Genomic DNA, 23554 nt, shown 5'->3' with positions numbered 1-23554 from the left:
GATACGCGAAGTCCTCAACCCTTGGCGAGCGGCACGGTGAACACCGTCGCGGTGCCGGTGAGGCAAAGCTCGCCGGCTTCGTTGCGCACCGATGTCTCCAGCTTGGTGATCGGCTTGTCGGCACGCACTTCCTTGACCTCGACGCGGCCGGTGATCTGTTCGCCGACGCCGACCGCCTTGATGAATTTCCACGACACTTCGAGGAACACCGAGCCGGGGCCGGGAAGGTCCTCCGCCACCACCGCGTTCAGGATGCCGGAGGTGACGCCGCCCTGCACGATGAGCTTGCCGAACACCGAGGCCTCGGCCAGCCCCTTGTCATAGTGCAGCGGGTTACGGTCGCCGGTCATGTCGGCGAAGGCGTCGATATCCTGCGGCTGCGTGCGCCGCGAGCGCTCGGCGAAAGCGCCCACCTTTGGCCGGCCCTTGACGACGCCGACCCAGCCGTCCTGCATCAGATGCCCGTCCTTCATCAACTGCAAAGTCATGGTCTTGCTCCTGTTCGGTTGTGTGAAAGGTCGGCCGGCGGCCTGTCCTGGTTGGCCGGCGCCCGATAGGTCGAGGGCTTCGAGGCGCGGCGGACGGGCATGGGTTGCCCGGCCAGCGCCTGCACCTCAGCCTTCAGCACCGCGCTGAAGCGGCGATGCCGCCCGCCGAGATTGTCGAGCGTCCATTCGAAGCCGGCGATCGCGTCGGTGGTATCCAGGATCTGGTTGGCGATCATGTCGCGCTGCTGCTGCCAGATCGCGAACGCCGCCTCCGAGCCGTCGAGGATGGCGCGCGCCAGGCCCTCGGCGTCGCGCAGCGCATCGGAAATGCCGTGCGAGGTGATCGGGTCGCGGAAGAAGCCGGCGTCGCCCACCAGCGCCCAGCCGGGGCCGTGCGGCTGGCGGATATAGCCCGGCACGCCGCGGAACGCCTGCAGGCGAGTGTCCTTTGGCGCGCGGGCCGCCTGTGCGGCAAGAGCCGGCGAAAGCGCTTCGAGCACATCCATGCGGGCACGCGCGTGGCCGAGGCGGAAGCGCTGGTCGAACAGGCCCGTCGGCACCGAGGCGACAATGCAGGCGAGGCTGTCATTGGTCGGGATGAAGGAGCCGGCGATCCGGTCGCGGAAATACCAGTGATAGCCTGCGCCCGGCTCGACTGGCGCATAGCCGTAGACATGGGCGGCCGACACCGAGCCGCGTCGCAAGATCTGGGCGTCGACGCATTTCGCCACCAGCGAGCCGACGCCGTCGGCGCCGACCACGATATCTGCGCTGACCCGCAGGGACGATCGGCCGGCGGCTCGGATCTCGATGCCGCGCACCCGCCCGCGCGTGTCGGCGAAGAGATCGCCGACCGCGACTTCGTGCAGGATCTCCGCGCCGGCCTTGCGCGCTGCGTCGACCAGGATGCGGTCGAGCACGGTGCGCCGCGGCGCGATCAGGCCGGGAAGCTCCGAACCGGAGGCGAGGGGGATGGTGATCTCGTTGTCGCCATAGTGGAAGGTCGTCGTCTCGATCAGCGGCGTGCCGGCGTTGAGCAGCGGCTCCAGCAGGCCCCAGCGCCATAATTGCAGCACCGCTGGCCGCATCAGCGCATGCGTCGACAGCGTGTCGGAGCCATAGGGCTTGCGGTCGATCGCCAGCACCTTGAGGCCCGCGCGGGCAAGCAGCATCGCGGTCGCGGCACCCGCGCAGCGCGCGCCGACGATGATGGCGTCGTAGTGGCCTCGCCTGGGGGAGGCCATGAGGGAGACGGGATTGCTTGTCATGGTCGTGGTTCCTCAGGCCGCCTTGCGGCCATTGCGGTCGAGATGATGGGAGATTTCGGCGGCGATCGCCTCGGCGTCCGCGCCGACGCCGCCGATGAAGTTGGAATCGCGCTTGCGCAGGAAACGGAAGCCGAGCGCGTAGAGGCCGGGCACGCTGGTGACGCCGCCCTGATGCGCGAGCTCGCCGTCGCCGCCGAGCGCCAGCGGCTCCAGCCAGCCGAACGAGCGCGCATAGCCGGTCGCCCAGATGATGGTGCGGATCGATCCGTCGGTCAGCGACAGCCGCTCGCTCGAGGCCGATGGCAGCGCCACCGGCTCGGGGCGGTAGGGTGTCGGCGTGCCAGCAAAGCGGTTGATTTGGTCGAGCAGGCGTGCCTGCTTCGCTTCGGCTGCCGCGATGTGCTGGCCGAGATCGCTGGCGAAGCCGATCTTGCGATCGCTGACGCCACGTACCCGCCCGGCGAGTTCCACGCCGAGCGCCTGCAGCGTGGCGAGGTCGACATCGGCCCTGTCCGGCCGGCCGGCGAGCTGCAGCGATGGCTGGCGCCGGGCGCCTTCCGGATTGGCCAGGTCTTCCGGGCGCTGCGCCATCAGGCCCATTGCGCAGAGCCAGAAGAAGATGTCCTGGCCGCGCCATGTTCTGGGCAGCCGCGTATGCTTGCCGACCGAAAGCACCACGCGCCGCCCGGCGCGGGCGAGCTCGTCGGCGATCTGCACGCCGGAGGACGAGGCGCCGACGACCAGCACGCCGCCGCCCGGCAGCTCGCCGGGCGAGCGATAGTGCGACGCGTGGATGCTGAGCGGTCCGCGAAGGGTCTCAGTCGAAAAAGGGATGACCGGCCGGTCGCAATGCCCCGTCGCGACGACGACCGCGCGTGCCGACCAGTCGCCTGCGTTCGTGCCCAAGGCGAAGCCGTCGCTGGTTCGCTTGGCGGCGAGTACCTCGACATTGGTCTCGACCGGCGCATGCCATTGCCGGGCGTAGCGCTCCAGGCATTCCACGAAAGCCCCTTTGCTCATGAATCCGTCGGGATCGCCGCCCTTGTAGGGCGAGCCGGGGAGCGCATTCAGCCAGTTCGGCGTGAGCAGCCGAAGCGAGCGCCAGCTCTGCGAGCGCCAACGCTCGCCGATGCGGCCGCGCTCCAGCACGGCGTGGTCGATGCCGGCCTGGCCGAGGCAGTGGCTGAGGGCAAGGCCGGCCTGGCCCGCGCCGATGATGACCACGTCCGCGCGTCTCATGGTTCAGTTCCGTCCGAGGAGAGGGAAGCGGCCCGGATCGGTTCCGGACCGCCTGTCGGCTTACTGGATGCTCTTGATGCCGACGGTGACCGGCACGCCCTTGGTCAGCACGTCGAAGACGGCCGAGCGGGCACGCGACTGCTCGACCAGCTGCTGGAGCTTTTCGGCCGGCGCGTCGCCTTCGATCTCGAACGAAACATGGATGTTCTGGAAGCCGTTGCGGACCTCATCGGAGATGCCGAGGATGCCGCGCAGGTCGATGTCGCCGTCCACCGAGCACTTCACCTTGGTGAGCTTGATGCCGCGCGCGGCGGCGATGTTGGCGACGCCGGCCATCAGGCAGCCAGCCAGCCCGTGCAGAAGCCACTCGACCGGGGTCGGCGCATTGTCGGCGCCGCACAGAATCGCCGGATGGTCGGCGTCGGCATAATGCGGCTTCTCGTGCTTCTGCTCGTTGCCGGCGCCGAAGAAGCCATGCATGACGGTCTTGCTGTGCGTGCCCTCGATCCACTCATTGTGGGCGCGGAACTGGAACTTGGCGAGCTCCGGCTGCCCGGCGACGAAATTGATCGTCGCCATCAGGTTCGGCGTGTCGACGCCATTGAGAGGAAGCCGTGCAGGTTTGGTGTTGGGTTGCATCATCATCTCCAAGGTTGTTTTGCGGCTTGGTTGCCGTGACGGCCTCTGCTTGCCGTTGGAGCGTTTGAACGAGAGTGGATGCGACCGTGGAATTTTTCATACGCCCACCGTGGAAATTGGCATCGACGTATCGTTTGAAACGGACTGGCACACCGCTTGAGCCTATGCGCCGGAATGCAAAAACCCCGGGCGTTCGGAAGAGCCCGGGGCTTTTCGACGGCGTGGCCGCAATCGCTATCCGCGATTAGCCGATGGTGCGGATGTCCATCCCGCCGGTGCCGGAGGCAGCGCGGCGCGTTGAGGTGTAGTAGTCGATTCCCGAACGGGTGATGCCCATGTCCTTGAGCAGATAGTCAGGCATGGCGTGCAAGGCGGCGCGGTCGCTGCGCATCCTCATCGCATGATAGAAAAGCCTGAGCGCTCGGCCGGCAAAGCCGATCGGGCGGTAGCCCGCGGTTCTAAAGGCAGTATGTTCCAAACTCGTCATCGTCGTCTCCATCCTTTGCGGCGCGACCATTTCGCGTCGTCGATGGCAGGACTGTCGCTGACGACCGGGGAAGCCAGCGTTGGAGCGGGCGTCGAAACTGCCGTGGAATCTGGCGATTTCTCGGTTTGAAATCATCCTTTGCCAATGGGCACGGAGCGCGTCCGCGTCGAAGCTGGATGAGGCTGGCGGCTCGCACCCTGGCCGAAACCCATGCAGCAGGCAAACAGCCGCTCGAACCGGTTCAGGAGCGAAACAGGCAGGAGAAGCAACCAGATGCCTGTCCTGGCGTTGAATGGCAGCAGCCGGCTCATGAGGCCGCAAAGCCGTGGGCCGCCGCGAAATGCTCTTTGGGAGCCGCGCTCATGCCTCCACTGGTGCTCTTTGTCGTCAAGAACCTCGCCATCGGGGCGATCATCGGGTTGGCCGTAGCGTGCTGGCTCCTGGCTTTCGGCACGCTCGGCAGCCATCTGTCGTCAGGCGGGGGCGACTATGTGGCTGCCGGGATGATCGCTTATTCGATGGCGTCTTGCTTCGGTATGGGATTCCTGGCCACGGCCCTGATGTTTCTGGAGTAAGCCGTCTGCCTAGCGCCGTTGCCCGGGGACGTATCCGGCACCTGGCCATGAGCCTGCCGCCCACCGCGAATGGCCGCCGGCAACTGTCCTCCGCCCCTACCTTTCCGCAAATGCCCGCGCGAAGGAATCCATCATCGGCCGCACCAGATATTCGAAGAAAGTCCGGTCGCCGGTGCTGATGAAGGTATCGACCGGGGCGCCGGGATAAAGCTGTTCTCGCTTCACGCCGGGCGGCAGGGCATCGGCGATCTTCAGCCTGGCGCGGAAATAGGGCTCGTGGGTGGTTTCGTCGATCAGCCGGTCGGCGGAGATCTCGCTTACCGTGGCCGGCACTTCTGGCGTGAGCCGGGCGTTGAGCGCCGAAAGCCTGAGCTTCGCCTTCTGGCCGACATGCACCTGGTCGATGTCCCTAGGCCTGAGCTTTGCGTCCACCACCAGGCCCGATGACGTGGGCAGGAGCTCCATGATCTTCTCGCCGGGCGCGACCACGCTGCCTTGCGAATTATAGGTGGAGGACACGACGATGCCCGCCGCCGGCGCGGTGATCGTCGTGCGCTTCAGCACGGCTTGCGCGGCGCGCATCTGCTCCTCGATGTCGGCGAGATTGGTGCGCACGTCGTCTAGCTTGGTCAGGGCCTCCTCGACGCGCTGCGTCGTGGCGCGTTCGATCTGCGCCTCGGCCTCCACGATCTGCGTGTTGGCGGAGGCAAGGTACGCCTCCAGCGCGCCGGCCTGGCCGACAAGGTCGGCCTCCGAGCGCAGCAGCTGCGAATATTCGCTGCGGTTGGTGAGGCCCTTGCCGAGAAGGTCGGTCTTGATGCCGAGCTCCTTCTTCACCACCTCGTCCTGCTGCTCGATTGCTGCCTTCTGCGCGTTCAGGCCCTTGACCGACTCGCGATGCATGGCGACCCGCTGCGCCAGGATCGACTGCTCCGAGCGGAAGCGCGCAAGCCTCGCGTCGAACTCCTTCTGCTGTTCGCGGATCAGGTTTTGGAACTCCTGCTGGAAGGGCGCCGGCGCGGGCTCGCTGATCGGCGCCAGCGTGGCGAGCCCGTCGCGCTCGGCCTCCAGCCGCGCGGCATTCGCCTTGAGCGCGATCCACTGGCGGGACAGCCGGTTTAGCTCGGCCTCCGGGGCGGTCCGGTCGAGCAGGATGAGCTCCTGTCCTTCGCGCACGCGGTCGCCCTCGTGCACCAGCAATTGCCTGATGATGCCACCCTCGCGATGCTGGATCAGGATGTTGCCGCCGGTCGCCGCGATCGTGCCTTGCGTGATCACGGCACCCGCCAGCGGGGCGCTCGCTGCCCAGTAGCCGAAGCCGCCGACCAGCAAGGCGATTGCCGCGTAACCGGCTAAGGCCGTGCGCCGGAAATCGGTGCGCGGGCGATCGTCGAAGCTGAGGCTTGGCGCGGACATCGTCTACGACCCGTGGCGGATGGTCTGCGAGGCGCGAATGACCGGAGCGAACGATCCCGTCACCACCGTGCTCCGCTGCGCGCCTTTGCCCTTGTCGACAGTCGACTGGCGCAGCACCTCGGCACTCGGTCCGAACGCCTCGATGACGCCGCCACGCAGGACCATCACGCGGTCGCAGGCCGCGGCTATGGAGGGGCGATGCGTGATCACGATCGTGGTGACGCCCGCGGCGCGCGCGGCCGCCAGCACCGCTTCGAGCGCCGTTTCGCCGGCGCCGTCGAGATGCGTGCTCGGCTCGTCCAGCACCAGGATGCGCGGATTGCCGTAGAAGGCGCGCGCCAGCCCGATCCGTTGCCGCTCGCCGCCCGACAGCGTCCCGGCGACCATCGTCTGGTAGCCGTCGCGCAGCGAAAGGATCAGCTCATGCGCCTCGGCCCGTTTTGCCGCCTCGACGATCGCCGCGTCGTCCGCGCCTGCCTCGAAGCGGGCGATATTCTCGCTGACCGAGCCGGGGAAAAGCTCCACCTCCTGCGCCAGATAGCCGATATGCCGGCCAAGCTGGCTCTCGTCCCAGGTCCTGAGTTCGGCGCCGTCGATCCGGACCGAGCCGCCGCTCGGCTGGGTCGCCCCGACAAGCAGCCGCGCCAGTGTCGATTTGCCGGCGCCGCTCGGGCCGACGATCGCTACAGCTTCGCCGGGCTGAATGGCAAAGCTCAGCCGCTTCAGGATGGGCTCGGCGCCGAACGTCGCATTCGGCCCGATGAAGAAAAGATCCTGCGCGGCCATCGCGCCGGCCGGATCGGGCAAGGTCAGTTTGCTCGGCTGTGCCGGCTGCGCCGCAAGCGCGACCTGCAGCCGCGACCACGCGCGCCTGGCCTCGCCGATCTGCCGCCACGAGCCGATCAGCTGGTCGAGCGGCTGCAGTGCGCGCGACGACACCAGCGAGGAGGCGAAGATCATGCCGGCCGTCATCTCGCCCTTCAGCACCAGCCAGGCGCCGGCGCCGAGGATTGCCAGCTGCAGTATCATGCGCAGCGCCCGGGAAGCGCCGCTGAAGACGGCGTTGGCGCTGGCCGAACGGTCATGCAGCACGAGCGCCTCTGCCACATGCCGTCCCCATGCGCGCGCGGCGTTTTCCACCATGCCCATGGCGCGCAGCGTCCCGGCGTTGCGGGCAAAGGCCTGCTCGGCCCGGCTGGCCAAGGCCGAACGCTCCGCGGACAGCGCATCGTTCCTGCCGATCGCAAGCTGGTTGGCCACGACCAGCACGACCAGCAGCGCGGTGCCGCCGAGCGTCACCCAGAACAGCACCGGATGGATGAGGTAGAGCAGGCCGAGGAAGACCGGCGCGAAGGGCAGGTCGAACAGCACCGAGACGCCGCGCGAGCGGATGAACGCGCAGACCGCGGCGAGGTCGGCGAGCGGCGACGGCCCGCTCCGGTCGCCGAGCGAAGCGGCGAAAACCATCGCGCCCAACCTGTCATTGACGGTGGCGGCGATGCGCTGCGTGTAGACGGCGCGGACGGCGTCGAGGAAGCCGAGGAAGCCGAGCGCCGCGACCGCGATGACCGACAGATAGACCAGCGTTTCGACGCTGGAGGAGGGCAGCACCCGGTCATAGACCTGGAGCAGGTAAAGCGGGACCACCAGCAGCAGCAGGTTGATCAGCAGCGAGAACAGGCCGACATCGCTGACCGCGCGCAGGAACACGCCGCGCAGGGAAACGGGCCGCAAGCTGGTCGGAGGGCGCTCTCGCAACATTGCCCTGGACGCCTAGGCTGTGTGTTCGGCCGTGACGTTCAAATGGCTCTGCTGCAGTTCATCCAGCGTGTAGGCGTGGATATAGTCGATCTTCATCTGGGCCGGCGTGGCGAGATGATCCGGCGGCGCGCCGGCCTGGCCGCCGACCGCGAGATCGACCAGCATGTACATCGGCTTGTTCATGTCCGACGGCGTCGCCGCTTCCGCGACCTGCACGCCGTCATAGGTCCAGACCAGCTTGTCCGGCGTCCACAACAGGCCGTAGGTATGGTAACCAGCGGTATCCATGACGTTCACCGTGGATCCGACCGTCGTGTGCTGGCCCGTCTCGAGGGTATGCGCGGTCATCAGCAGCGAATTCGGCTTCTGGCCATACATCTCCACCACGTCGAGTTCCGGCGGCCACGAACCGTCTTCCGGCAGCAGCCAGAAGGCCGGCCAGGCGCCGGCGTTTTCCGGCAGGTCGGCGCGCATTTCGAAATAACCATAGGTCTGCGAGAACGAGTCATGCGTGGTGAGCAAGCCGGAGGTGTATTCGTAATTGTTAATCAGGGGCTTGATGTCGGCCGGCGCCTGCGCCGCGGTGATGGTGAGCACGCCATTGTCGATGCTGAAGGGATGCACCGAGCTGGTCGGGGCGTAATTGGCGTCGATATACCACTGCAACTCGCCATTGCGGGTCAGCGTGCTGCCGTTCGCCGCGCCCCACCAGAAGTTGGTGTCCCAGGTGCCGCCCTGGCTGGTGTGAAGATTCAGCGTGTTGAACTCGTCGCTGAAGGACAGCGTCATGCCGGACTTGTCGATCGGCAGCTCGAACTGGCTGGGCTGGAACTTGTCGATGGTCGTGTTCTTGAATTCGAGGATCTCGCCCGATCCGAGGTTCAGCACCACATTGGGGCCCGCCTGGATCATGCTGTCGTGGATGGCGGCGAAGGAAGTGAAGCCGTAGCCATCCAGACGCACGGTGTCGTTCGCGGCGAAATTGACGATCGAGTCGCTGCCATTGCCCTTGGCGATGATGAAGGTGTCGGCGCCGCCGCCGCCACCATCGATCAGCACATCGTTGCCCGCGCCGCCGTCCAGGGTCTGGCCGCCGCCCTTGGCGGTGATGATATTGTCCAGCGCATTGCCGAATGCATAGTTGTGGGCGTTGGTGACGACGAGGTTTTCGACATTGTTGGGCAGCGTGTAGCTCATCCATGTGTTGATGGTGTCGACGCCCTGGCCGGCGTACTCGACCACCTTGTTGCTCGCCGAATAGAGGTAATAGATGTCGTCGCCTTGGCCGCCATACATGGTGACGTTGACGCCGCTGGAGGCCCAGATGGAGTCGTTGCCGCTGCTGCCGTTGAACGTCCCGGGCGAGGACGCCGAAAACCAATGGTTGGAAGCGCCGCTATAATAAAGAGGAACGCCTATCGCGTTGACGACGAAGCTCATCGGACACTCCTTCCTCGGTGGTGGCTGATTTTCAGGCCAACCTGCAAAGCCGGCCTATGGTTCCAAGGAATCGCGTAACAGTACAGATAAAAAATTACCGTTCATCGATTAATGATTAGAAATGATTATGATAAGGTGCCTCTAATGCAATTTAAGCGCGATAATTACACCTAGAATTACTCAATTTTACTCAATATTGCGAGGCTCATGCCGAAATATTGGGCATTATGCTGCGCGTGATCGCAATTGACCAGCGCAGCCGCGTGCAATGAGCGACAGCTGAGTCGCCAAGCGCGACGGCGGACATTCGAGCCAGAATCCCGATCGCAGCACCTGCGGGCTGTCCCCGTTACAAAGCGGCCCGGTAGCCGCGGGGCAAAAAATTTGACAGCCTCTGTCGGATCGGCTGGAGGCCGCCCGTCCTTGGGGCATCGATCAACGAAACCAGAGAGGATATCGAGATATGCCGAGCACCATCCACCTGCACCGCGTCCTGGCGACCAAGCCGGAGAAGGTCTATCGCGCATTCGTCGAGGCCGACGCGCTGGCCAAGTGGCTGCCGCCGAACGGCTTCACCTGCACGGTGCATGAGTTCGAGGGCAAGGTCGGGGGCAGCTACAAGATGTCCTTCCGTAACTTCACCACCGGCGGCAGCCATTCCTTCGGCGGCGAGTTCGTCGAGCTGGTCCCGGGCGAGCGTCTGCGCTACACCGACCGCTTCGACGATCCCAACCTTCCGGGCCAGATCGAGGTGACGGTGACCTTGAAGAAAGTTTTGGTCGGCACCGAGATCAACATCACCCAGGCCGGCATCCCGGACGCCATTCCCGCCGAGGCCTGCTATCTCGGCTGGCAGGAATCGCTGCGCAACCTGGCCAAGCTCGTCGAGCCGGAGATCAATCAATAGTTCCCGGGCAACCGCGGTTGCTGTGATCCTCCCGCCTGGAATTGCGTCAAACCGAAAAACGTGGCGGCCGGGTTCCCGGCCGCCGCGTTCCCCAAGGTAAGCAATATTTCACCAAGCGCTGATAAAAGCCGCTGCCATGGATCGCAACAAGAACAATGACCTGTTTGTCCTGATGGCCGCGCTTGCCGCCATCGCGATCTACAACATTGCCTGCGGCATCAAGATGGGCGAAGTCCGGGGCAAGCTGCACTGGGTCGCGCTCTCGGATGATCCGACACGGTTCTGGAACATCGTGGTCGGCAATTCGATCGTCCTGGTGGGCTCGATAGCCTTCCTGTGCGTTCTGTGGGTGATCAATTCTCGCAGGCCGGGATGAGCTGAGGCGCCGTCCTCACCGCCCTCATACCGCCCTTGTAATACCCCCATCCACGCGGATGTTCTGCCCTGTGATGTAGGCGGCCCCATCCGAAGCCAGGAACGAGATCGTCGCGGCGATCTCCTCCGACGTGCCGTAGCGCTTCATAGGCACGCTGTCGCGGCGCTCGTTCGTCGTCGGCAGGCTGTCGATCCAGCCGGGCAGCACATTGTTCATGCGGATGTTGTCGGCCGCATAGGTGTCGGCGAAGATCTTGGTGAAGGCGGCAAGCCCGGCGCGCGCCACGGCCGAGGTCGGGAACATCGGGCTCGGCTCGAACGCCCAGGCGGTCGAGATGTTGATGATGACGCCGGACTTCTGCTTCTGCATCACCGGCGTCACCAGCCGGGTCGGGCGCACGGCGTTGAGGAAATAGGTGTCGATGCCCTTGTGCCAGTCCTCGTCGCTGATCTCGATGATCTGCGCGCGCGGCCCGTGGCCGGCGCTGTTGACCAGCACGTCGATGCGGCCCCAGCGCTCCAGCGCGCCGTCGGCAAGGCGCTTCAGGTCTTCGTTCGACTGGTTGGAGCCGGTGACGCCGAAGCCGCCAAGCTCCTTGCCCAGCGCCTCGCCCTTGCCGGAGGAAGAGAGCACGCCGACCTTGAACCCGTCGGCCGCCAGGCGCCTGGCCGCCGCCGCCCCCATGCCGCTGCCGCCCGCCGTCACCAGAGCCACTTTTTCGCCTGCCATGTCGCTATCCATTGGTTGAGATTGTTGAAAGCGATCCTGTTAGCATGCGCGGGGCAAGTGATGAACCGGATTGGATTGCGCCAACGTATGAGGGCTTAGGTTCCTCGCCCCCGCCAAAGGCGGGGGAGAGGTGTCCGCGAAGCGGACGGAGAGGGGGCTTCGTAGGGCGCTCCCCCTCTCCGTCTCGGCTTCGCCGAGCCACCTCGCCCCCGCCTTTGGCGGAGGCGAGGAACAGCACCTCACACCCTGAACACACCCATCACCGCCTTCGAAACCCTCGCGCAGCGCCCCGCCTTCACATCGCCCGGCTTGAGCGGCGCGCCCTTTCCCCGCGCCACCGCCGGCTGGTACCAGCTCCGCAGCGCCTGGTCGGCGGCGCAATAGCCCCAGTTCACCAGGTCGACCGTCTCTTCGCTACCCAGGAAATGCAGCGAGGTGCCGATATCGGCCGGCGCGGTCGCGGCGGTCTGCACGAAGTTCGGCTCGGTCGCGTCCGGCTTGCTGGCGATCGACCAGAAGACGCCGCGCGTCGCCGCATAGTCGGGCCGGGTCGTGTCTTTGGGCAGGCCGCGATCGTCGGCGTCCTTGGCCGCCTGGAAGCGCGCCACCAGGTCCCGTCGCCTGAGCGAGCGAACCTGGTTGTCGCTGGTGTCCAGCACCCGTTTCAACTGCGAGAACCAGTTCCAGTAGCCGGCATTCGAAGCCCGCCAGGGCGCGCCGGCATCGCTCACCAGCAGCCAGCGGCAGCGCTTCAGCGCCGGCTCGATGCCGTGATTGTCGTAGACGCCGCCATCGGTGAGCACGGCTCGGGAAGGCGGCACCGGCGCGCCGACCGAAGGGTCGAGCTTGTCGTTGGTCCACGCGAAGGGCGTGAGGTCGAGCCGGAGCGGCGACAGGAAAGGCGGGAAGGCCGAGGAGGCGGCTACCGCGAGAGCCACCGGCAGGTCGGCGTTGTACGCGACGCCAATGCGATAGTCGGCCACATAGCGCCGCGACAGGCGAAACAGCGAGCCGGTGCCGAGATTGCTCGAGCAGAACACGAACCAGGGCCTTTCCGGCAGGCTCTTCAGCATCGGCCTGGAGCCGTCGAACAAATTCCGCTCGTAGCAGGCGGCAACTTCGCGCGCGGCGCTGGAAAACGGGTTGAGCAGGCCCTTGAAGATCGACGGCGCGTCGAGGAAGACCTGCGAGAACTTCAATATCCTGTCGAGATAGATATCGAAATTGCTGGCGACGCCGCCCGCGAAGACGAAGCGTGGCCAGAGCACCGCCAAGAGCCCGGCCGCAATCGAGCCGCCCGAAACCGAGCTCACCATGTCGAGCTTCTGGAGCAGTCCCGCCTCGTTGAGGCGGCAGAGCGCGCCCGCATGAAACAGCATGGCGCGATAGCCACCGCCCGAGAGGCAGAGGCCGAGGCCGTAGCGCTCGGCCTTGCTGTCGATGCTGGCGGCGGCTCCTGGCGCGGCCCCGGTATCCGGCGCTGCCGTCTCACTGGCCATGAATGACTCCGATCGGTCGGGCGCGGCTGTTCCGGCGCCTAATCCAGCCCAGCGCGGCCGTTCTGGCAAGCGGCGGAATCGCGGAATTTAGGGGGGTGTGCTGATGATTGGCGAAAATGCCGGAAGCTGCTGATCTTCGCCGCAAGGGGGAGATTAAGCACTCCGTCCTCTACAGCTCCTTCTCCGCCAACTCCCGGAATCCATCCGGCACCGAGCGCGGGCCTTCCAGCGCCACCGTGCCGTAGCCGACGGCTTCCTTGCCGAAGCGCTGGCGGATCTTGTCGATGGCGCGGTCGGCGCCGAAGCGGGCGAGGCCCTTGCGGCTGCCGGGCTTGCGCTTCTCATCCATCAGGCCAAGCGGCAGTTCGAGCTGCAGCTCGGCATGCTCCTCCAGATGCGAGACCGAAATGGCGAGCAGCGATATGTCGCGTTCGCCCGGATGGGCGGCCAGCACGCCGCGCACCAACTCCTCGGCGATCTCGGCCAGCATCACTGTCGCCTGGATCGGCTGCTCCAGCGTCACCGAGCGGGTGACGGCGCGCAGATCGGCGAAGCGCACCCGCACCGTCACCGTGCGGCCGGGCCGGTCCTTGGCGCGCAGGCGGCTCGCCACGCGGTCGGCCAGATGCAGCAGCGTCGGCACGAAGACGCGCGGCACCGCCGGCTTCCTGCCAAGCGCCGATTGCGCGCCGGCCGAAATCGCGCGGCGATGCGTCTCGAGCTTGCGCGGGTCGCGGTTCCAGGCGAGCGCGGCGAGCTTCTGGCCGGCGGCGTGGCCGATCAGCCGCTCCAGCGCGCCGCTATGCGTGCGCGCCAGCTGGCCGATGGTCTCGACGCCGATCTCGGCCAGCCTCGCCTTGGTCGCCGGGCCGACGCCCCACATCAGCGTGACGGGCAGGTCGTGGAGGAAGGCGAGCTCGGTGCCGGGCTCGACCACCACCAGACCGTCGGGCTTGGCCACCTGCGAAGCGATCTTGGCGAGATGCTTTGTCCGCGCCACGCCGATCGAGATCGGCAGGCCGAGCTCGGCCATCACGCGCTCGCGGATTTTCCGCGCGATCTCCTGCGGCGGCCCGAACAGATGCGTGCAGCCGGCGACGTCGGCGAAGGCCTCGTCGATCGAGATGCGCTCGACCACCGGCGTGAAATCGTCGAGCACCTTGATCGCGGCGTCGCCGAGGCGCTGGTACTCGGAAAAACGGCCGCCGACGAAGATGAGCTGCGGGCAGAGTTCGCGCGCCTTGCGGCCGGGCATGCCGCCGCGCACGCCAAACACCTTGGCCTCATAGGAAGCCGCCAGCACCACGCCGCCGCCGACGGCGATCGGCTTGCCGCGCAGCGACGGATCGAGCAGCTGCTCGACAGACGCGTAGAAGGCGTCGAGGTCGGCATGGAGAATGGTGGCGGCCGCGGCTTCATTCGTGGCGGCCATCGCGCGCTCCCATGGCCATTTGTGTGGCGTTGCAGCATTAGCTGCGTCTTTTGTAAGGGGAATTAATAGAACATAAAGAGAACAAAAGAAGCTCGCTGTCAAGCCGCCACGCTTGAGCGTGCAAGTTTCCACAACCTGAAGCCACAGATGCGGATAGAGCTCAGCTTGCACGATCACCCGTGAAGGAGATCGTGCAAACTTCACAGGAACGCCCACGGCGCCCGTTTCCCGCTGCCGAAATGAGGCGACGGTCCGCGCTATGCCGGCTTGGCGTATTGTTCGGCGCTCAGCACCTCGATGCACTGGAACGGCTGGTTGCCTTCCACCCAGGCGTCATGGCCGGCCGGGATGGTGTAGGAGGTGCCGGCCTCGAAGGTCTTTTGCGTGCCGTCGGTCATCCGCACGGTGATCGATCCGGACACGACATAGCCGACATGCGAGACTTGGCAGCTGTCGGTCCTGACCACCGGCTTGACGCATTCGGACCACTTCCAGCCCGGCTGCATGTTCATCCGCCCCAGCGTGTAGCCCGGCAGCCGCACGATCTCGACACGCGTCTTGGCGGGCGCGCGGACCTCGTCGGGATTGTTGTGCGATTTGGATTCGAGTTTCGTCACCTGCATTGCAACTTCGGCCATGGTTTCCTCCCATGTGAAGCGGCGCCTGACGTTGCGATCGTCGGCGACCGCAACCGGATTCATACACCTTCTTGTGAGGGGCCGCTAATAATTGAGCGCTCCCGGCGCTCGAAGAATTTGAAAGATTTTTTTGGCGCCTTATCGGAAGTTAATGCGGAACCTGCTCGCCGCTGCTTTCCTGTTCTTGCGCTGGCACGGCGGTGGTTGAGGGACCATCCATTTTCGCCCGTTAGGGAGAATTCGATGCGACCCTCGGCAACAATCAAGGCGATATCATCGCAGCCTCGCGCGTTCCCCCATCGGCATCATATGGAACCTGCTACAGCGCTGGCCGAGGGCCGCGGCGGCACGACATGCCGGCTAGGGGAGGAAGCTTTGGGCGGGGATAATCAACAATCACCAGGAGGAAACCATGCTTGATCAAGCCGTCAAAGCCTATTCGCGTCCGCCGGTCACTGCCGCTCGCCGTGGGGCGCCGGCGCTTCGCCAATGCTGCGACAGCTACATCTGTCCGGTCTGTACGCAGGTCGTCGAATTGACGGATTATCGCCAGGTGCTTTGGCACCAGCAGCCCGGCCATCAGCCGATGGACCTCGAGGCCTAATTCTACCTTGAATTTGGAAGGAGCAGTTGGAACGGCCAGTCAAAAAGGCGGACCCGTCAGCAGGCCGTGTTTTTTCTCTTTTCGCCGATTTTGATGGCCGGGCAACGACAGCCGAAAGCAATTGTCCGGCCCTTGGGCGACGGTCCGAGGCCGTTTTCAGACTGAAGTCTCAGCCGCCGAACGCAGAGGCCCGAGCCGCCGGTTTTCAAGAAACAACAGCGCCATCAATGCATTTGGTTAGCAAGCCGCCGGACAAAGTCCCTTCATCGGCGGTCGACCGAAGCGTGCCCGCCATTCCTGCGATATGACGGGCACGCCTTTCCCTTCAATCGCTCCTGGAGTTGTTGGCCGTGCAACCCGGCAATATGATCGCGAACCTGTTTGCGGCGCTGCTCCTGGCGGTGTTGATCGGCGGCGTCTTCCTTCTCTTCGGCAGGCCGTTCTGGCCGCAACGCCATGCTCAGATGATAGTCCTTCTTCCAATCGACAGCATGGCAACCGGATCGGTGCGCAAGGCCTGTGTCGAGCCATGCCTGCCGGCCCGCTTCGACCTCAAGCTCGCGCCGGCAAGGCCGCAGGGATGAAGCCGGCCTGGGAACCAGTCCGCGCCACACGCCGTTGACAGGGCGAAGGGATGGCCGCAGCGGAGGCCGCCATGGATCATTTCGAACTCATCGATCTTCTGTGCGTCATCGACGCATGCGTGAGCGACCGTTCGGCCGGGCGCGTGGTGCCGATGTCGAGGGCCGTTGAGGAACTGCGCGTGCTGACCGGCGATTTCGTCTCGTCGGACGAGGATGCGACCAGCGCCTTGACGCAGGTTGCGCTTGAGCGCGGCTGCGCGGTGCTCTTCGACGAGCAGCCGGGCGCCGACATCATCTCGTAATTCGGCGCGGCGGCCTGGCCGCCGGTTCCCGCCAGGGAGACCGGTCATCGCGGCCCTTGCGAGCCGCTGCCGCTTTCCGTCTTACTTCGCCAGGGTGATCATGCGGCCCGCATACATTTCCCGGTTCCCCAGTTCGGCCGTGCAGTCCGACTTCACCGCCGAGTTTCCCGTCATCGTCACGGTGTCGCCCACCAGCCGCAGGCAACTGCCCTGGGCGCTCATGTCCGAATTTCCGGTATAGGTGATGGCGGCGTCCGGAGCGTAGATGAAACCGCTGATCAGCGAGCCGGATCCGCCGTTCAGCGTCAGCGCCTGTGTGTTGCCATGCGCCTGGTAGATGGTGATGCCGGCATAGGGGCCGATCGTAGGCGGCGAGAGGTTCACCTGCTCGTTGGCATTGATGTAGAGCTGCGAGTTCTCCATCAGGAAGATCGTCACGCCCTGGCCGCTCAGGCTGCCATTGCCGCCCGGCTTTATGACGACGTTGCGCATGATGTAGGTGCCCGGATTGAGGGTGATCTTTCCCGACAGGGTCTTGTCGCAATAGGTACCCGGCGAGAGCGTTATTGTCTTGCCGTTGGGCACCGGCAGGCAGAGCGTGAAGGCGGGCGGAACGACGTCGGCCAGCGGATCGAACGAGGCGTACTGGTTCTCATGCGGCGTGCCGCAGGAAAGTGTGGCGCTGGGCGGCGTCAACCCTTGCGTGGCGCCGACCGTCGAAACGCAGCCGGCGCTGACGACCGCCGAGCCGCCGCGGTTGACGGAGTCGGCGGCGTCCGAATTGGCCGCGATCACGCAGCCGGCCATCGCCACATTGGTCGAGCCCTGCAGGTTGACCGCGTTGTCGGCATGCTGATTGAGCGCCAGCACGCAGGCCTGCGCGCCGGGCTTTATCTTGACCGAGGCGGTCCGCGTCGCCTGCCAGGCCGGCATGGCGGCGAGGAAGGCCGGCCGGCTGATGCTCGACGATGCCGTGATGAAGTAGGCGCCCGGATCGCCGCTGGCGGCAGCCTGGAAGGCGGCGAGGCTGCCCGACAGCTCCTGCGCGTCGGCGGCGCTCATATTGGCCGTGAAGAAGGTCTGGCCGAGTTGCCGCAGGTCGGCCACCGACATGCCCGGCTGGTATTTGGTGCCCATCGCGATGCTGGCGGCGTCGAGCGAATTCTGCAGCTGGGCGGCGTCGTCGCTGGTGCCGATCAGGTCGATCGAAGCTGCCACACCAAGCATCAGCGGCACCATGGCAATCGCGGTCGCGACCGCGAAGTTGCCGCGCTTCGAAACCCAAAACCGTCCAAGCATGGCGCCCGCCCCTGTCGTATTTCACAGAGTGATATGCGTGCCGTCTCTACGGGCGATTTCCAAAAAAGTTAAAATGCAGAAAGTGCTAAAATATTAGGTTCTACCGATAGTTACACCTTAAGTCCTAAGGTGGATAAGCCTTAAGTCTGAGGACGGGCGGCGTAAGTTGGAGGCGGCGTCCCGCTGCGGTCCTACCGGCTCAACTCGACCGAAATAATTAGGCATTCGTTCATACGGCAATGATTGACGTGATGGCTGGGATATCTTGGGCGCGCTCGGCCATGGCCTCTTCAGGTCGGTTCTTGAAACATCTGTTTTTCCGGCGCTTCATTCGACGCTTTTGCGAAGGCAAGGGCGGCAATGTCGCGACCATCTTCGCGTTCACCCTGCCGATCGTCGTCGGCGGCGCGGGGCTCGGTGTCGAGACGTCCTACTGGTATTATTCGAGTCTGAAGCTGCAGGCGATCGCGGACGCGGCCGCCTATGCGGGCGCGCTGGAAAAGATCCAGGGATCCGACACGGCGACCATCACCGCGGCCGCCACCTCGTCGGCGACCTCGAACGGGCTGGGCGGCGGCACCATCGTCGTCAACACACCGCCCAGCTCTGGCCCAAACACGGCCAATAAGGCAGTGGAGGTGATCCTCAGCCAGAATCTCGACCGGATATTCACCTCCATCTTCACCCAGACGAAGGTGCCGGAACAGGCGAGGGCGGTCGCGCTGATCACCGACGCTTCGAAGGCCTGCGTGCTGGCGCTCAATCCCTCGGCCTCGCAGGCGGCGCTGTTTTCCGGCAGCACGAGCGTCAAGTTTACCGGCTGTTCGGTCATGTCGGATTCGATCGCCAGTGACTCCATCAAGGTGCAGGGCTCGGCAGGGCTGCAGACCGATTGCCTGATTACTGCCGGTGGCGTTGTGCTGAACAATGTGGTGACCATGGACCCTACGGTCTGCAAATCGCCTATCACCCAGGCCCTGCCGGCGTCCGATCCCTTCTCCAGCGTGCCGGCGCCCGCGGCCACCAACCCATGCAAGAACGTCAACGGCAACAAGACAGCGCAGACGCTGCAGCCCGGCACCTATTGCAGCGGCATGAGCCTCAACGGCGTTGTCACACTTTCTCCCGGGGTCTATGTCGTTCAGGGCAATATGAAGATCAACGCCAACGCCGTCGTTGTTGGCAGCGGGGTCACCATCTTCATGTCCGGCAGCAACACCGTCAGCATGAATGGCAACGCCACGGTGACATTGAGCGCGCCGACCTCCGGCACCTATTCGGGCTTGCTGTTCTACGGCGACAGGACGGGCACTGCGGCGCAGAGCACTTTCAACGGCACCGCGGACTCGTTGTTGACCGGCGCCATCTATTTTCCAAAGCAGCAGGTCAATTATCTTGGCAATTTCTCGGGCGTGAACGGCTGCACCCAGGTCGTCGCCGATACCATCCAGTGGTCGGGCAATTCGACAATCAACCAGGACTGCTCGAGTCTCGGAATGAAGGACATTCCGGCGGCGCAGTCGGTTGCGGTCGTCGAGTAGCGGTCATGGGGCTGCCGATAACCCGTTTCGGTAAAGACCGCGACGGCATCGCCGCGGTGGAGCTCGCTTTAGTCTTGCCGGTCCTCTGCGCGGCGTTGCTTGGTACCTTTGACGGCTGGTCCTATGTCACCAGCTCGATGTCGATGCGCGCCGGCGTGAAGACGGCCGCCAACCTCGTGATGGCCGGATCCTCCGACGACACGGCGATCCAGGCCGCCGCGCTGGCGAGCTGGGAAAACAAGCCTTCCGATGCCCAGGTCGTTATCAGCCGCATCTACCAATGTGGAACGACCATCGTCGATGCTTCAACCCTGTGCAGCGGCTCGAAAGCGCCGTCTGTCTATGTCCAGATCCAGGCGACCGGCACCTGGATCCCACCCTTCACCTTCGGCCCTTACCCGGACAACACCACGCTCGGTCATTTGCAGGTGGTCCGTGTCCGCTAGGGCAGTTTCAGGAGAAGCGCGCGGCGGTGGGACCCGGCGGCCCTGGGCATTCGCCGGCGACGTGTCGGGCGGAAGCGGCATTGAATTCGCGCTGATCGCGCCTGTCCTGATCATGCTCTTGTTCGGAATCTTCGCCTTCGGCTGGTCGATGAACACCACCTCCAGCGTGCGCTATGCGCTGGAGGCCTCGGCGCGCTCGCTGCAGCTCAACAACACACTGACGCAGGCCGACATCCAGGCGGTCGCCACGCAGAAGCTGAAGGCGCTTGGCCTTCAGAATGTAAACGTCACCATCGTCACGGATCCGGCGAGCGGCGGCTTCCGCATGGCCCATGTCAACGCCAGCTACGCCTTCGTCATCAACTTCCCCTATTTCAGCGATTATCCGATCAACTACACGACATCCGTGACCGTGCCGCTGGTCGGCGGCTAGAACGGCACAGGCAAACCGGAGATAGAACCGTCGCCGGGTGGTGACGGGCCGGCGGCATAAGTGCCGTCCCATCCGCTCCGGCCGGTCGACGCATCATCTTAGCAATCGCTAAAGTCGCAAGCTTCACGCCAGCCAGGAATGCTAGCGATTTGCCGTCGTCCTATCAGGAGCGCAGCAATGACCTCCCCCGTCGGAAGCCAGCATTCCGCTGGCGTCGTGCATCATTCGAGCAAACCTCAGGGATCGTCGGAAACCTTCCCCGGCAAGAGCGCGGAAAGCGTCGGCCACCTTGCAAAGGCCTCGGTCTCCGGGACGGATGCGGACGAGCCGAACGCGCAAGGAAAAGCCGCGTCCCGCATCGCCCGCATGGACCTGACGGTGCTCTCTCCAAGCGGCTCGGGTGGGGAATCGGATACCGTGACCGAGGCGCCGGACACCGCCGGCGACGTGGAAGCCGCGTGAAACGGCTTTCCGTCGCACTTGCGTCAAGACAAAGAGCCAAGCCGTTTCACCCTTTCCGTGAAACGGTGAACTAGCAGCCTTGCGTCGTCGTCTTCATCTGGCCGGGAGCGTTCGATTTGGCGCTGGTGTCCTGTTGTCCAGGGGCCGCCTGCTTCGCGGTTCCGGTCGTCTGTTGTCCGGGGGCGCAATCCTTCGCCGAGTTTGAATTGGTCGAGTTCGTTTTGGTCTGATCCGTGTCCTGGGTGCTGGGCATCGTCGTCGTGGATGAAGAACCCGACGAAGTGCCCGACTGCGCTGTCGCCAGACCCCCCGATAGAGCAAGCATGGCGGCGGCAAGAAGAATTCGTTTCATGGCGATTGGTCCTTTCGGGCAGCGTCCCTTCAGTCATTTAATCCCGGCGGGGCAGGAGTGTTCCAACGGTCGGAACGTGCTCGATCTGCGGGACTTTTCGTGTACCCAAATGACCCCTGGGACCATGGTCCGGCGAGACAAGGGCCCTCATTGTTCCAAACGGCCCAAACACGCTCGGCCCTTTGTATTTCTGTTTCATTTCAATAAGTTAGTGTGGCTTTTTGCGAAAAATGCAACGCAATGGCCGCAATGCTCTCATTTGGCGACCGCAATTGCCTAAAGTTTATCCGACGCCGTTAGGAAATTCTCATATGAGGCTGCCTAGCGGTTGGGCCCTGTGAAGATTCATCTGCGGAGAAGCACAATGACATTGCGTAAGACACTTCTGGCGTCCCTTGCCATTCTGGCGCTGGCGGCGGCCCCGGCGCTCGCCGGCAACGGCCATGGCGGCGGCAATGGCGGCAACCACGGCGGCAATGGCAATGGCGGCAATGGAAACGGCGGCGGCAATGCCGGTGGCAACGGCAAGAGCAGCGCAGAGCACGGCAAGTCGGCTTCTGCCCACGGCCACAACAAGGGCGCCGACGACAGCTCGACCGACGACACGACGACGGCCGCCACGCCGAAGGAAAAGAACCTTCACGCCAAGCTCGGCCGGCTGAACTCCCTGCAGCGCAACATTAACGCCTACATGAATTCCAAGAGCAAGAAGTTCGCCGGCATCCAGGCCTATGTGACAGCGGCAGCGGCAGCTCAGAACGCGCAGGCCAAGCTCGACGCGGCAAACGCCAAGCTGGCCGCCGACCAGACCCAGCTCGACGCGCTCAATCAGCAGCTTGCCGACCTGAATGCGATCGACCAATCCAGCATGACGGACGAGGAGAAGGCGGCCCTGGCCGCGCAGATCGCCGACGTCAACGCGCAGATCGGCACCCAGAACACGGCCATCGCCGATGACACTCAGGCGGTCGCGGATGCCCAGACCGAGGTTGACAATGCGCCTGCCCCCGACGACGCCTCGCTCGACGCAGCCCTGCAGGACATGGCCAACAAGCCGGTCGACCAGCAAGTGACGGACTGGGCCAAGGGCGTGCTTGCCGACAAGATCGACCAGGCCGCCGCAGCGACGACGACGCCGTAAGTCCAAACGAACCGACCAGAGGTGGACGAAACGCCGCCGGGCCTCGCCCGGCGGCTTTTTTGCCCGCCACCGCCTCGGCGTGAAGCCGTTCTCTTCGGCGCGCCCGGCCGGGCCTATTTCGGCCGCGTGTCAGACCTCAGTCGTCTTGTCTTCGGCGACGCACAGCGCGTATGTCATCGTTGCGCTCCCTGTTCTTGCCCTCCATGGCGCATGGTTCGGGCTCCGCTCCCCCCGCGGAACCGAGCCCAGATATGGGGAGTTCAGGAGACGACAGTCGATTCCCCCCGGGATGTAGCTGCTCCTTCATCGAGCCCGCCACTGGTTCAGGCACCAGTCGGCGGGCTTTTGATGCCGGACGGAGCCGGCCGAAGTCAGTTCCAGTGAACGGTCGGGCCCGGCGGCTTCGCCGCAACCTTCGGCCTTGTTCGATTGAACAGATGCAGCGTTTCGTCTTTTCCCTGAAACGGTGAAACGCCCTAATCGGCGTGATCGAGCAGGCGGGTGGCGTCCGGGCGGTCCCGGCCTTGTTTGCTCCCGGCGTGGTCGATGCCCTCGACCGTGATGGCGAACGTCCCGTTCTCGGTCCTGCCGATGAAGCCCTTCGCCTTGAGGTACCACAGGTGGAATTCGAGGTGCTCGCGCGGGCAGCCCGACAGGCGTTCGAGCTCATCGTCGCCGATGCCCGGATTGTTGACGTCGCGCCGGCGCCGCACATAGAGAAGCGACAGCAAATTGGCCTGGATGGCGGCATCCCTGGCGATGCCGCCGCCGTCCCGCGCGCCATCCGTGAGTTCCTGGCGAAGGCCCAGATGCTCGCGGTAGAGAATGTCGTACTGGGCCCGCTTGACTGGATCCCGCAGCGTATTGTGGGCCTCGACGATCTCGCTGAAGCGCGATTCATTGCCTGTTTCCCGATTATCGGGATGATAGCGCATAGCAAAATAGCGGAAAATCCGCTCGATTGTCTCAGAATTGGCGTTCGGGCTTATTTCCAGAACTTCGTAGTAGTCAGTGAACATGTAATCGTGCTTCCGAAATTACGGAAACCACTCCCCGAATCCGAGCATTGCCCAAATGCCGCGCGCTTGCAAGGCGCCACCGGCCGGTTCCGAACGGGCGCAAATGCCCGCCGCAACTGCGCGAACTCGAGCCGCATTCGGGACGCTGAAGCGCATTGCTTTCGGCGCACTGGTTCGTGGGCGCCCGATCGGCGAAAGGGCCTGCTCTGCTGTGCGGATTCGAAGCTTGCGGGACTGATCGGCGATCGCGGTGGCATAAATTCCGCACTCTGCTACGTTAACCATGTCTGAAATTCAGGTGGCAACCTGGATGGGGGCCGACCTCAAGCCCGGCTCCCTTTTTGGCTCGCCTCGAAAGAGGCGAGCCATTTTTTCGCGAAGCCGCCTCGCGGGCTTTCGTCCGAAGGTTTCACCGACCTAGATGTGAGCTTTCGAGAGGTTGTCCATTCGGACCGGACCGAGGAGACTGGAGTTACC

At 64.6% G+C, this 23554-nt stretch carries 25 protein-coding genes; 11 read left to right on the top strand and 14 right to left on the bottom strand.

Annotated elements, in window-relative coordinates; all coding sequences use genetic code 11:
• Positions 1 to 14 precede the first annotated feature (14 nt).
• From E5X34_RS19535 to E5X34_RS19515, 5 genes are all read right to left on the bottom strand, one after another.
• On the bottom strand, positions 15 to 488 hold the full coding sequence (locus E5X34_RS19535; protein WP_292567993.1) for a MaoC family dehydratase: 474 nt from the start codon (positions 486 to 488) through the stop codon (positions 15 to 17).
• Complete coding sequence (locus E5X34_RS19530) at positions 485 to 1756, bottom strand: NAD(P)/FAD-dependent oxidoreductase (protein ID WP_292567991.1); 1272 nt, start codon at positions 1754 to 1756, stop codon at positions 485 to 487. The genes E5X34_RS19535 and E5X34_RS19530 overlap by 4 nt, the downstream gene beginning before the upstream one ends.
• A 12-nt stretch (positions 1757 to 1768) precedes the next feature.
• Positions 1769 to 2995, bottom strand: a complete 1227-nt coding sequence (locus E5X34_RS19525) for an NAD(P)/FAD-dependent oxidoreductase (protein WP_292567989.1) — start codon at positions 2993 to 2995, stop codon at positions 1769 to 1771.
• 60 nt (positions 2996 to 3055) lie between these two features.
• The gene (locus E5X34_RS19520; protein WP_245456530.1) at positions 3056 to 3634 is read right to left on the bottom strand and encodes an OsmC family protein; all 579 of its coding nucleotides are present in this window, start codon (positions 3632 to 3634) and stop codon (positions 3056 to 3058) included.
• A 244-nt stretch (positions 3635 to 3878) separates the two neighbouring features.
• Positions 3879 to 4121 carry a DUF1127 domain-containing protein gene (locus tag E5X34_RS19515; RefSeq protein ID WP_292567987.1) on the bottom strand — a complete coding sequence of 81 codons (243 nt, stop codon included), beginning with the start codon at positions 4119 to 4121 and terminating at the stop codon, positions 3879 to 3881.
• A gap of 176 nt (positions 4122 to 4297) precedes the next feature.
• Between E5X34_RS19515 and E5X34_RS19510 the strand changes: the two genes are divergently transcribed.
• Entirely contained in the window at positions 4298 to 4696 is a 399-nt protein-coding gene (locus tag E5X34_RS19510; RefSeq protein WP_292567985.1) for a hypothetical protein, read from the top strand.
• Between the two features lie 96 nt (positions 4697 to 4792).
• On the opposite strand, the gene E5X34_RS19505 is transcribed toward E5X34_RS19510, so the two are convergent.
• Genes E5X34_RS19505 through E5X34_RS19495 form a run of 3 tightly spaced genes read right to left on the bottom strand, consistent with a single transcriptional unit; the run spans position 4793 to position 9313 of the window.
• A complete protein-coding gene (locus tag E5X34_RS19505) occupies positions 4793 to 6112 on the bottom strand; it encodes an HlyD family type I secretion periplasmic adaptor subunit (RefSeq protein WP_292567983.1) in 1320 nt (439 codons plus the stop codon).
• Positions 6113 to 6115: 3 nt separating this feature from the next.
• Positions 6116 to 7846 carry a type I secretion system permease/ATPase gene (locus tag E5X34_RS19500; protein WP_292567981.1) on the bottom strand — a complete coding sequence of 577 codons (1731 nt, stop codon included), beginning with the start codon at positions 7844 to 7846 and terminating at the stop codon, positions 6116 to 6118.
• Between the two features lie 39 nt (positions 7847 to 7885).
• Positions 7886 to 9313 carry a family 16 glycosylhydrolase gene (locus E5X34_RS19495; protein WP_292567979.1) on the bottom strand — a complete coding sequence of 476 codons (1428 nt, stop codon included), beginning with the start codon at positions 9311 to 9313 and terminating at the stop codon, positions 7886 to 7888.
• 463 nt (positions 9314 to 9776) lie between these two features.
• Here E5X34_RS19495 and E5X34_RS19490 point away from each other — a divergent pair, with 463 nt between their 5' ends.
• Positions 9777 to 10220 carry an SRPBCC family protein gene (locus tag E5X34_RS19490; RefSeq protein ID WP_112125363.1) on the top strand — a complete coding sequence of 148 codons (444 nt, stop codon included), beginning with the start codon at positions 9777 to 9779 and terminating at the stop codon, positions 10218 to 10220.
• Between the two features lie 136 nt (positions 10221 to 10356).
• Entirely contained in the window at positions 10357 to 10596 is a 240-nt protein-coding gene (locus E5X34_RS19485; RefSeq protein ID WP_292332244.1) for a hypothetical protein, read from the top strand.
• Positions 10597 to 10620: 24 nt separating this feature from the next.
• On the opposite strand, the gene E5X34_RS19480 is transcribed toward E5X34_RS19485, so the two are convergent.
• The 4 genes from E5X34_RS19480 to E5X34_RS19465 all read right to left on the bottom strand — a co-directional run bounded on the left by E5X34_RS19480 (position 10621) and on the right by E5X34_RS19465 (position 14894).
• Complete coding sequence (locus E5X34_RS19480) at positions 10621 to 11325, bottom strand: SDR family oxidoreductase (RefSeq protein WP_292567976.1); 705 nt, start codon at positions 11323 to 11325, stop codon at positions 10621 to 10623.
• Positions 11326 to 11564: 239 nt separating this feature from the next.
• Positions 11565 to 12824: a patatin-like phospholipase family protein gene (locus E5X34_RS19475; protein WP_292567974.1), complete on the bottom strand. Its 1260-nt coding sequence runs from the start codon at positions 12822 to 12824 to the stop codon at positions 11565 to 11567.
• A 169-nt stretch (positions 12825 to 12993) separates the two neighbouring features.
• Entirely contained in the window at positions 12994 to 14256 is a 1263-nt protein-coding gene (dinB, locus tag E5X34_RS19470; RefSeq protein WP_292567972.1) for a DNA polymerase IV, read from the bottom strand.
• Between the two features lie 257 nt (positions 14257 to 14513).
• Positions 14514 to 14894: a cupin domain-containing protein gene (locus E5X34_RS19465; protein WP_292567970.1), complete on the bottom strand. Its 381-nt coding sequence runs from the start codon at positions 14892 to 14894 to the stop codon at positions 14514 to 14516.
• 412 nt (positions 14895 to 15306) lie between these two features.
• On the opposite strand from E5X34_RS19465, the gene E5X34_RS19460 reads away from it, so the two are divergent.
• From E5X34_RS19460 to E5X34_RS19450, 3 genes are all read left to right on the top strand, one after another.
• Positions 15307 to 15498 (top strand): hypothetical protein, encoded by a 192-nt coding sequence (locus E5X34_RS19460; RefSeq protein WP_292079509.1) that lies wholly within the window; start codon positions 15307 to 15309, stop codon positions 15496 to 15498.
• 350 nt (positions 15499 to 15848) lie between these two features.
• Entirely contained in the window at positions 15849 to 16082 is a 234-nt protein-coding gene (locus tag E5X34_RS19455; RefSeq protein ID WP_292567967.1) for a polymerase, read from the top strand.
• Positions 16083 to 16153: 71 nt separating this feature from the next.
• Positions 16154 to 16384, top strand: coding sequence for a hypothetical protein (locus tag E5X34_RS19450; RefSeq protein ID WP_292567965.1), 231 nt, complete (start codon positions 16154 to 16156; stop codon positions 16382 to 16384).
• Between the two features lie 81 nt (positions 16385 to 16465).
• Here the strand turns inward: E5X34_RS19450 and E5X34_RS19445 are convergent, their stop codons facing one another.
• The gene (locus E5X34_RS19445) at positions 16466 to 17683 is read right to left on the bottom strand and encodes a pilus assembly protein TadG-related protein (protein WP_292567963.1); all 1218 of its coding nucleotides are present in this window, start codon (positions 17681 to 17683) and stop codon (positions 16466 to 16468) included.
• A 302-nt stretch (positions 17684 to 17985) separates the two neighbouring features.
• Here E5X34_RS19445 and E5X34_RS19440 point away from each other — a divergent pair, with 302 nt between their 5' ends.
• From E5X34_RS19440 to E5X34_RS19420, 5 genes are all read left to right on the top strand, one after another.
• Complete coding sequence (locus tag E5X34_RS19440) at positions 17986 to 19224, top strand: pilus assembly protein TadG-related protein (RefSeq protein ID WP_292567961.1); 1239 nt, start codon at positions 17986 to 17988, stop codon at positions 19222 to 19224.
• Positions 19225 to 19229: 5 nt separating this feature from the next.
• Positions 19230 to 19670: a TadE/TadG family type IV pilus assembly protein gene (locus E5X34_RS19435; protein WP_292567960.1), complete on the top strand. Its 441-nt coding sequence runs from the start codon at positions 19230 to 19232 to the stop codon at positions 19668 to 19670.
• A complete protein-coding gene (locus E5X34_RS19430) occupies positions 19660 to 20103 on the top strand; it encodes a TadE/TadG family type IV pilus assembly protein (RefSeq protein WP_292567959.1) in 444 nt (147 codons plus the stop codon). The genes E5X34_RS19435 and E5X34_RS19430 overlap by 11 nt, the downstream gene beginning before the upstream one ends.
• 177 nt (positions 20104 to 20280) lie before the next feature.
• Positions 20281 to 20565: a hypothetical protein gene (locus E5X34_RS19425; RefSeq protein ID WP_292567957.1), complete on the top strand. Its 285-nt coding sequence runs from the start codon at positions 20281 to 20283 to the stop codon at positions 20563 to 20565.
• A 716-nt stretch (positions 20566 to 21281) separates the two neighbouring features.
• On the top strand, positions 21282 to 22058 hold the full coding sequence (locus tag E5X34_RS19420) for a hypothetical protein (RefSeq protein ID WP_292567955.1): 777 nt from the start codon (positions 21282 to 21284) through the stop codon (positions 22056 to 22058).
• Between the two features lie 476 nt (positions 22059 to 22534).
• On the opposite strand, the gene E5X34_RS19415 is transcribed toward E5X34_RS19420, so the two are convergent.
• On the bottom strand, positions 22535 to 23077 hold the full coding sequence (locus E5X34_RS19415; protein ID WP_292567952.1) for a J domain-containing protein: 543 nt from the start codon (positions 23075 to 23077) through the stop codon (positions 22535 to 22537).
• Positions 23078 to 23554: the final 477 nt, after the last annotated feature.

The sequence above is a fragment of the Mesorhizobium sp. genome (genome assembly GCF_004963255.1).
Lineage (GTDB): Bacteria > Pseudomonadota > Alphaproteobacteria > Rhizobiales > Rhizobiaceae > Mesorhizobium.
Note: the sequence above shows the minus strand (reverse complement) of the source record. Positions and strands in the feature narration are given on the sequence as shown.

Excerpts from the sequence above, each read along its gene's own strand:
- E5X34_RS19535 (WP_292567993.1), bottom strand. The coding sequence starts at position 488 with ATGACTTTGCAGTTGATGAAGGACGGGCATCTGATGCAGGACGGCTGG.
- E5X34_RS19530 (WP_292567991.1), bottom strand. The coding sequence starts at position 1,756 with ATGACAAGCAATCCCGTCTCCCTCATGGCCTCCCCCAGGCGAGGCCAC.
- E5X34_RS19525 (WP_292567989.1), bottom strand. The coding sequence starts at position 2,995 with ATGAGACGCGCGGACGTGGTCATCATCGGCGCGGGCCAGGCCGGCCTT.
- E5X34_RS19520 (WP_245456530.1), bottom strand. The coding sequence starts at position 3,634 with ATGCAACCCAACACCAAACCTGCACGGCTTCCTCTCAATGGCGTCGAC.
- E5X34_RS19515 (WP_292567987.1), bottom strand. The coding sequence starts at position 4,121 with ATGACGAGTTTGGAACATACTGCCTTTAGAACCGCGGGCTACCGCCCG.
- E5X34_RS19510 (WP_292567985.1), top strand. The coding sequence starts at position 4,298 with ATGAGGCTGGCGGCTCGCACCCTGGCCGAAACCCATGCAGCAGGCAAA.
- E5X34_RS19505 (WP_292567983.1), bottom strand. The coding sequence starts at position 6,112 with ATGTCCGCGCCAAGCCTCAGCTTCGACGATCGCCCGCGCACCGATTTC.
- E5X34_RS19495 (WP_292567979.1), bottom strand. The coding sequence starts at position 9,313 with ATGAGCTTCGTCGTCAACGCGATAGGCGTTCCTCTTTATTATAGCGGC.
- E5X34_RS19490 (WP_112125363.1), top strand. The coding sequence starts at position 9,777 with ATGCCGAGCACCATCCACCTGCACCGCGTCCTGGCGACCAAGCCGGAG.
- E5X34_RS19485 (WP_292332244.1), top strand. The coding sequence starts at position 10,357 with ATGGATCGCAACAAGAACAATGACCTGTTTGTCCTGATGGCCGCGCTT.
- E5X34_RS19480 (WP_292567976.1), bottom strand. The coding sequence starts at position 11,325 with ATGGCAGGCGAAAAAGTGGCTCTGGTGACGGCGGGCGGCAGCGGCATG.
- E5X34_RS19475 (WP_292567974.1), bottom strand. The coding sequence starts at position 12,824 with ATGGCCAGTGAGACGGCAGCGCCGGATACCGGGGCCGCGCCAGGAGCC.
- dinB (WP_292567972.1), bottom strand. The coding sequence starts at position 14,256 with ATGGCCGCCACGAATGAAGCCGCGGCCGCCACCATTCTCCATGCCGAC.
- E5X34_RS19465 (WP_292567970.1), bottom strand. The coding sequence starts at position 14,894 with ATGGCCGAAGTTGCAATGCAGGTGACGAAACTCGAATCCAAATCGCAC.
- E5X34_RS19460 (WP_292079509.1), top strand. The coding sequence starts at position 15,307 with ATGCTTGATCAAGCCGTCAAAGCCTATTCGCGTCCGCCGGTCACTGCC.
- E5X34_RS19450 (WP_292567965.1), top strand. The coding sequence starts at position 16,154 with ATGGATCATTTCGAACTCATCGATCTTCTGTGCGTCATCGACGCATGC.
- E5X34_RS19445 (WP_292567963.1), bottom strand. The coding sequence starts at position 17,683 with ATGCTTGGACGGTTTTGGGTTTCGAAGCGCGGCAACTTCGCGGTCGCG.
- E5X34_RS19435 (WP_292567960.1), top strand. The coding sequence starts at position 19,230 with ATGGGGCTGCCGATAACCCGTTTCGGTAAAGACCGCGACGGCATCGCC.
- E5X34_RS19425 (WP_292567957.1), top strand. The coding sequence starts at position 20,281 with ATGACCTCCCCCGTCGGAAGCCAGCATTCCGCTGGCGTCGTGCATCAT.
- E5X34_RS19420 (WP_292567955.1), top strand. The coding sequence starts at position 21,282 with ATGACATTGCGTAAGACACTTCTGGCGTCCCTTGCCATTCTGGCGCTG.
- E5X34_RS19415 (WP_292567952.1), bottom strand. The coding sequence starts at position 23,077 with ATGTTCACTGACTACTACGAAGTTCTGGAAATAAGCCCGAACGCCAAT.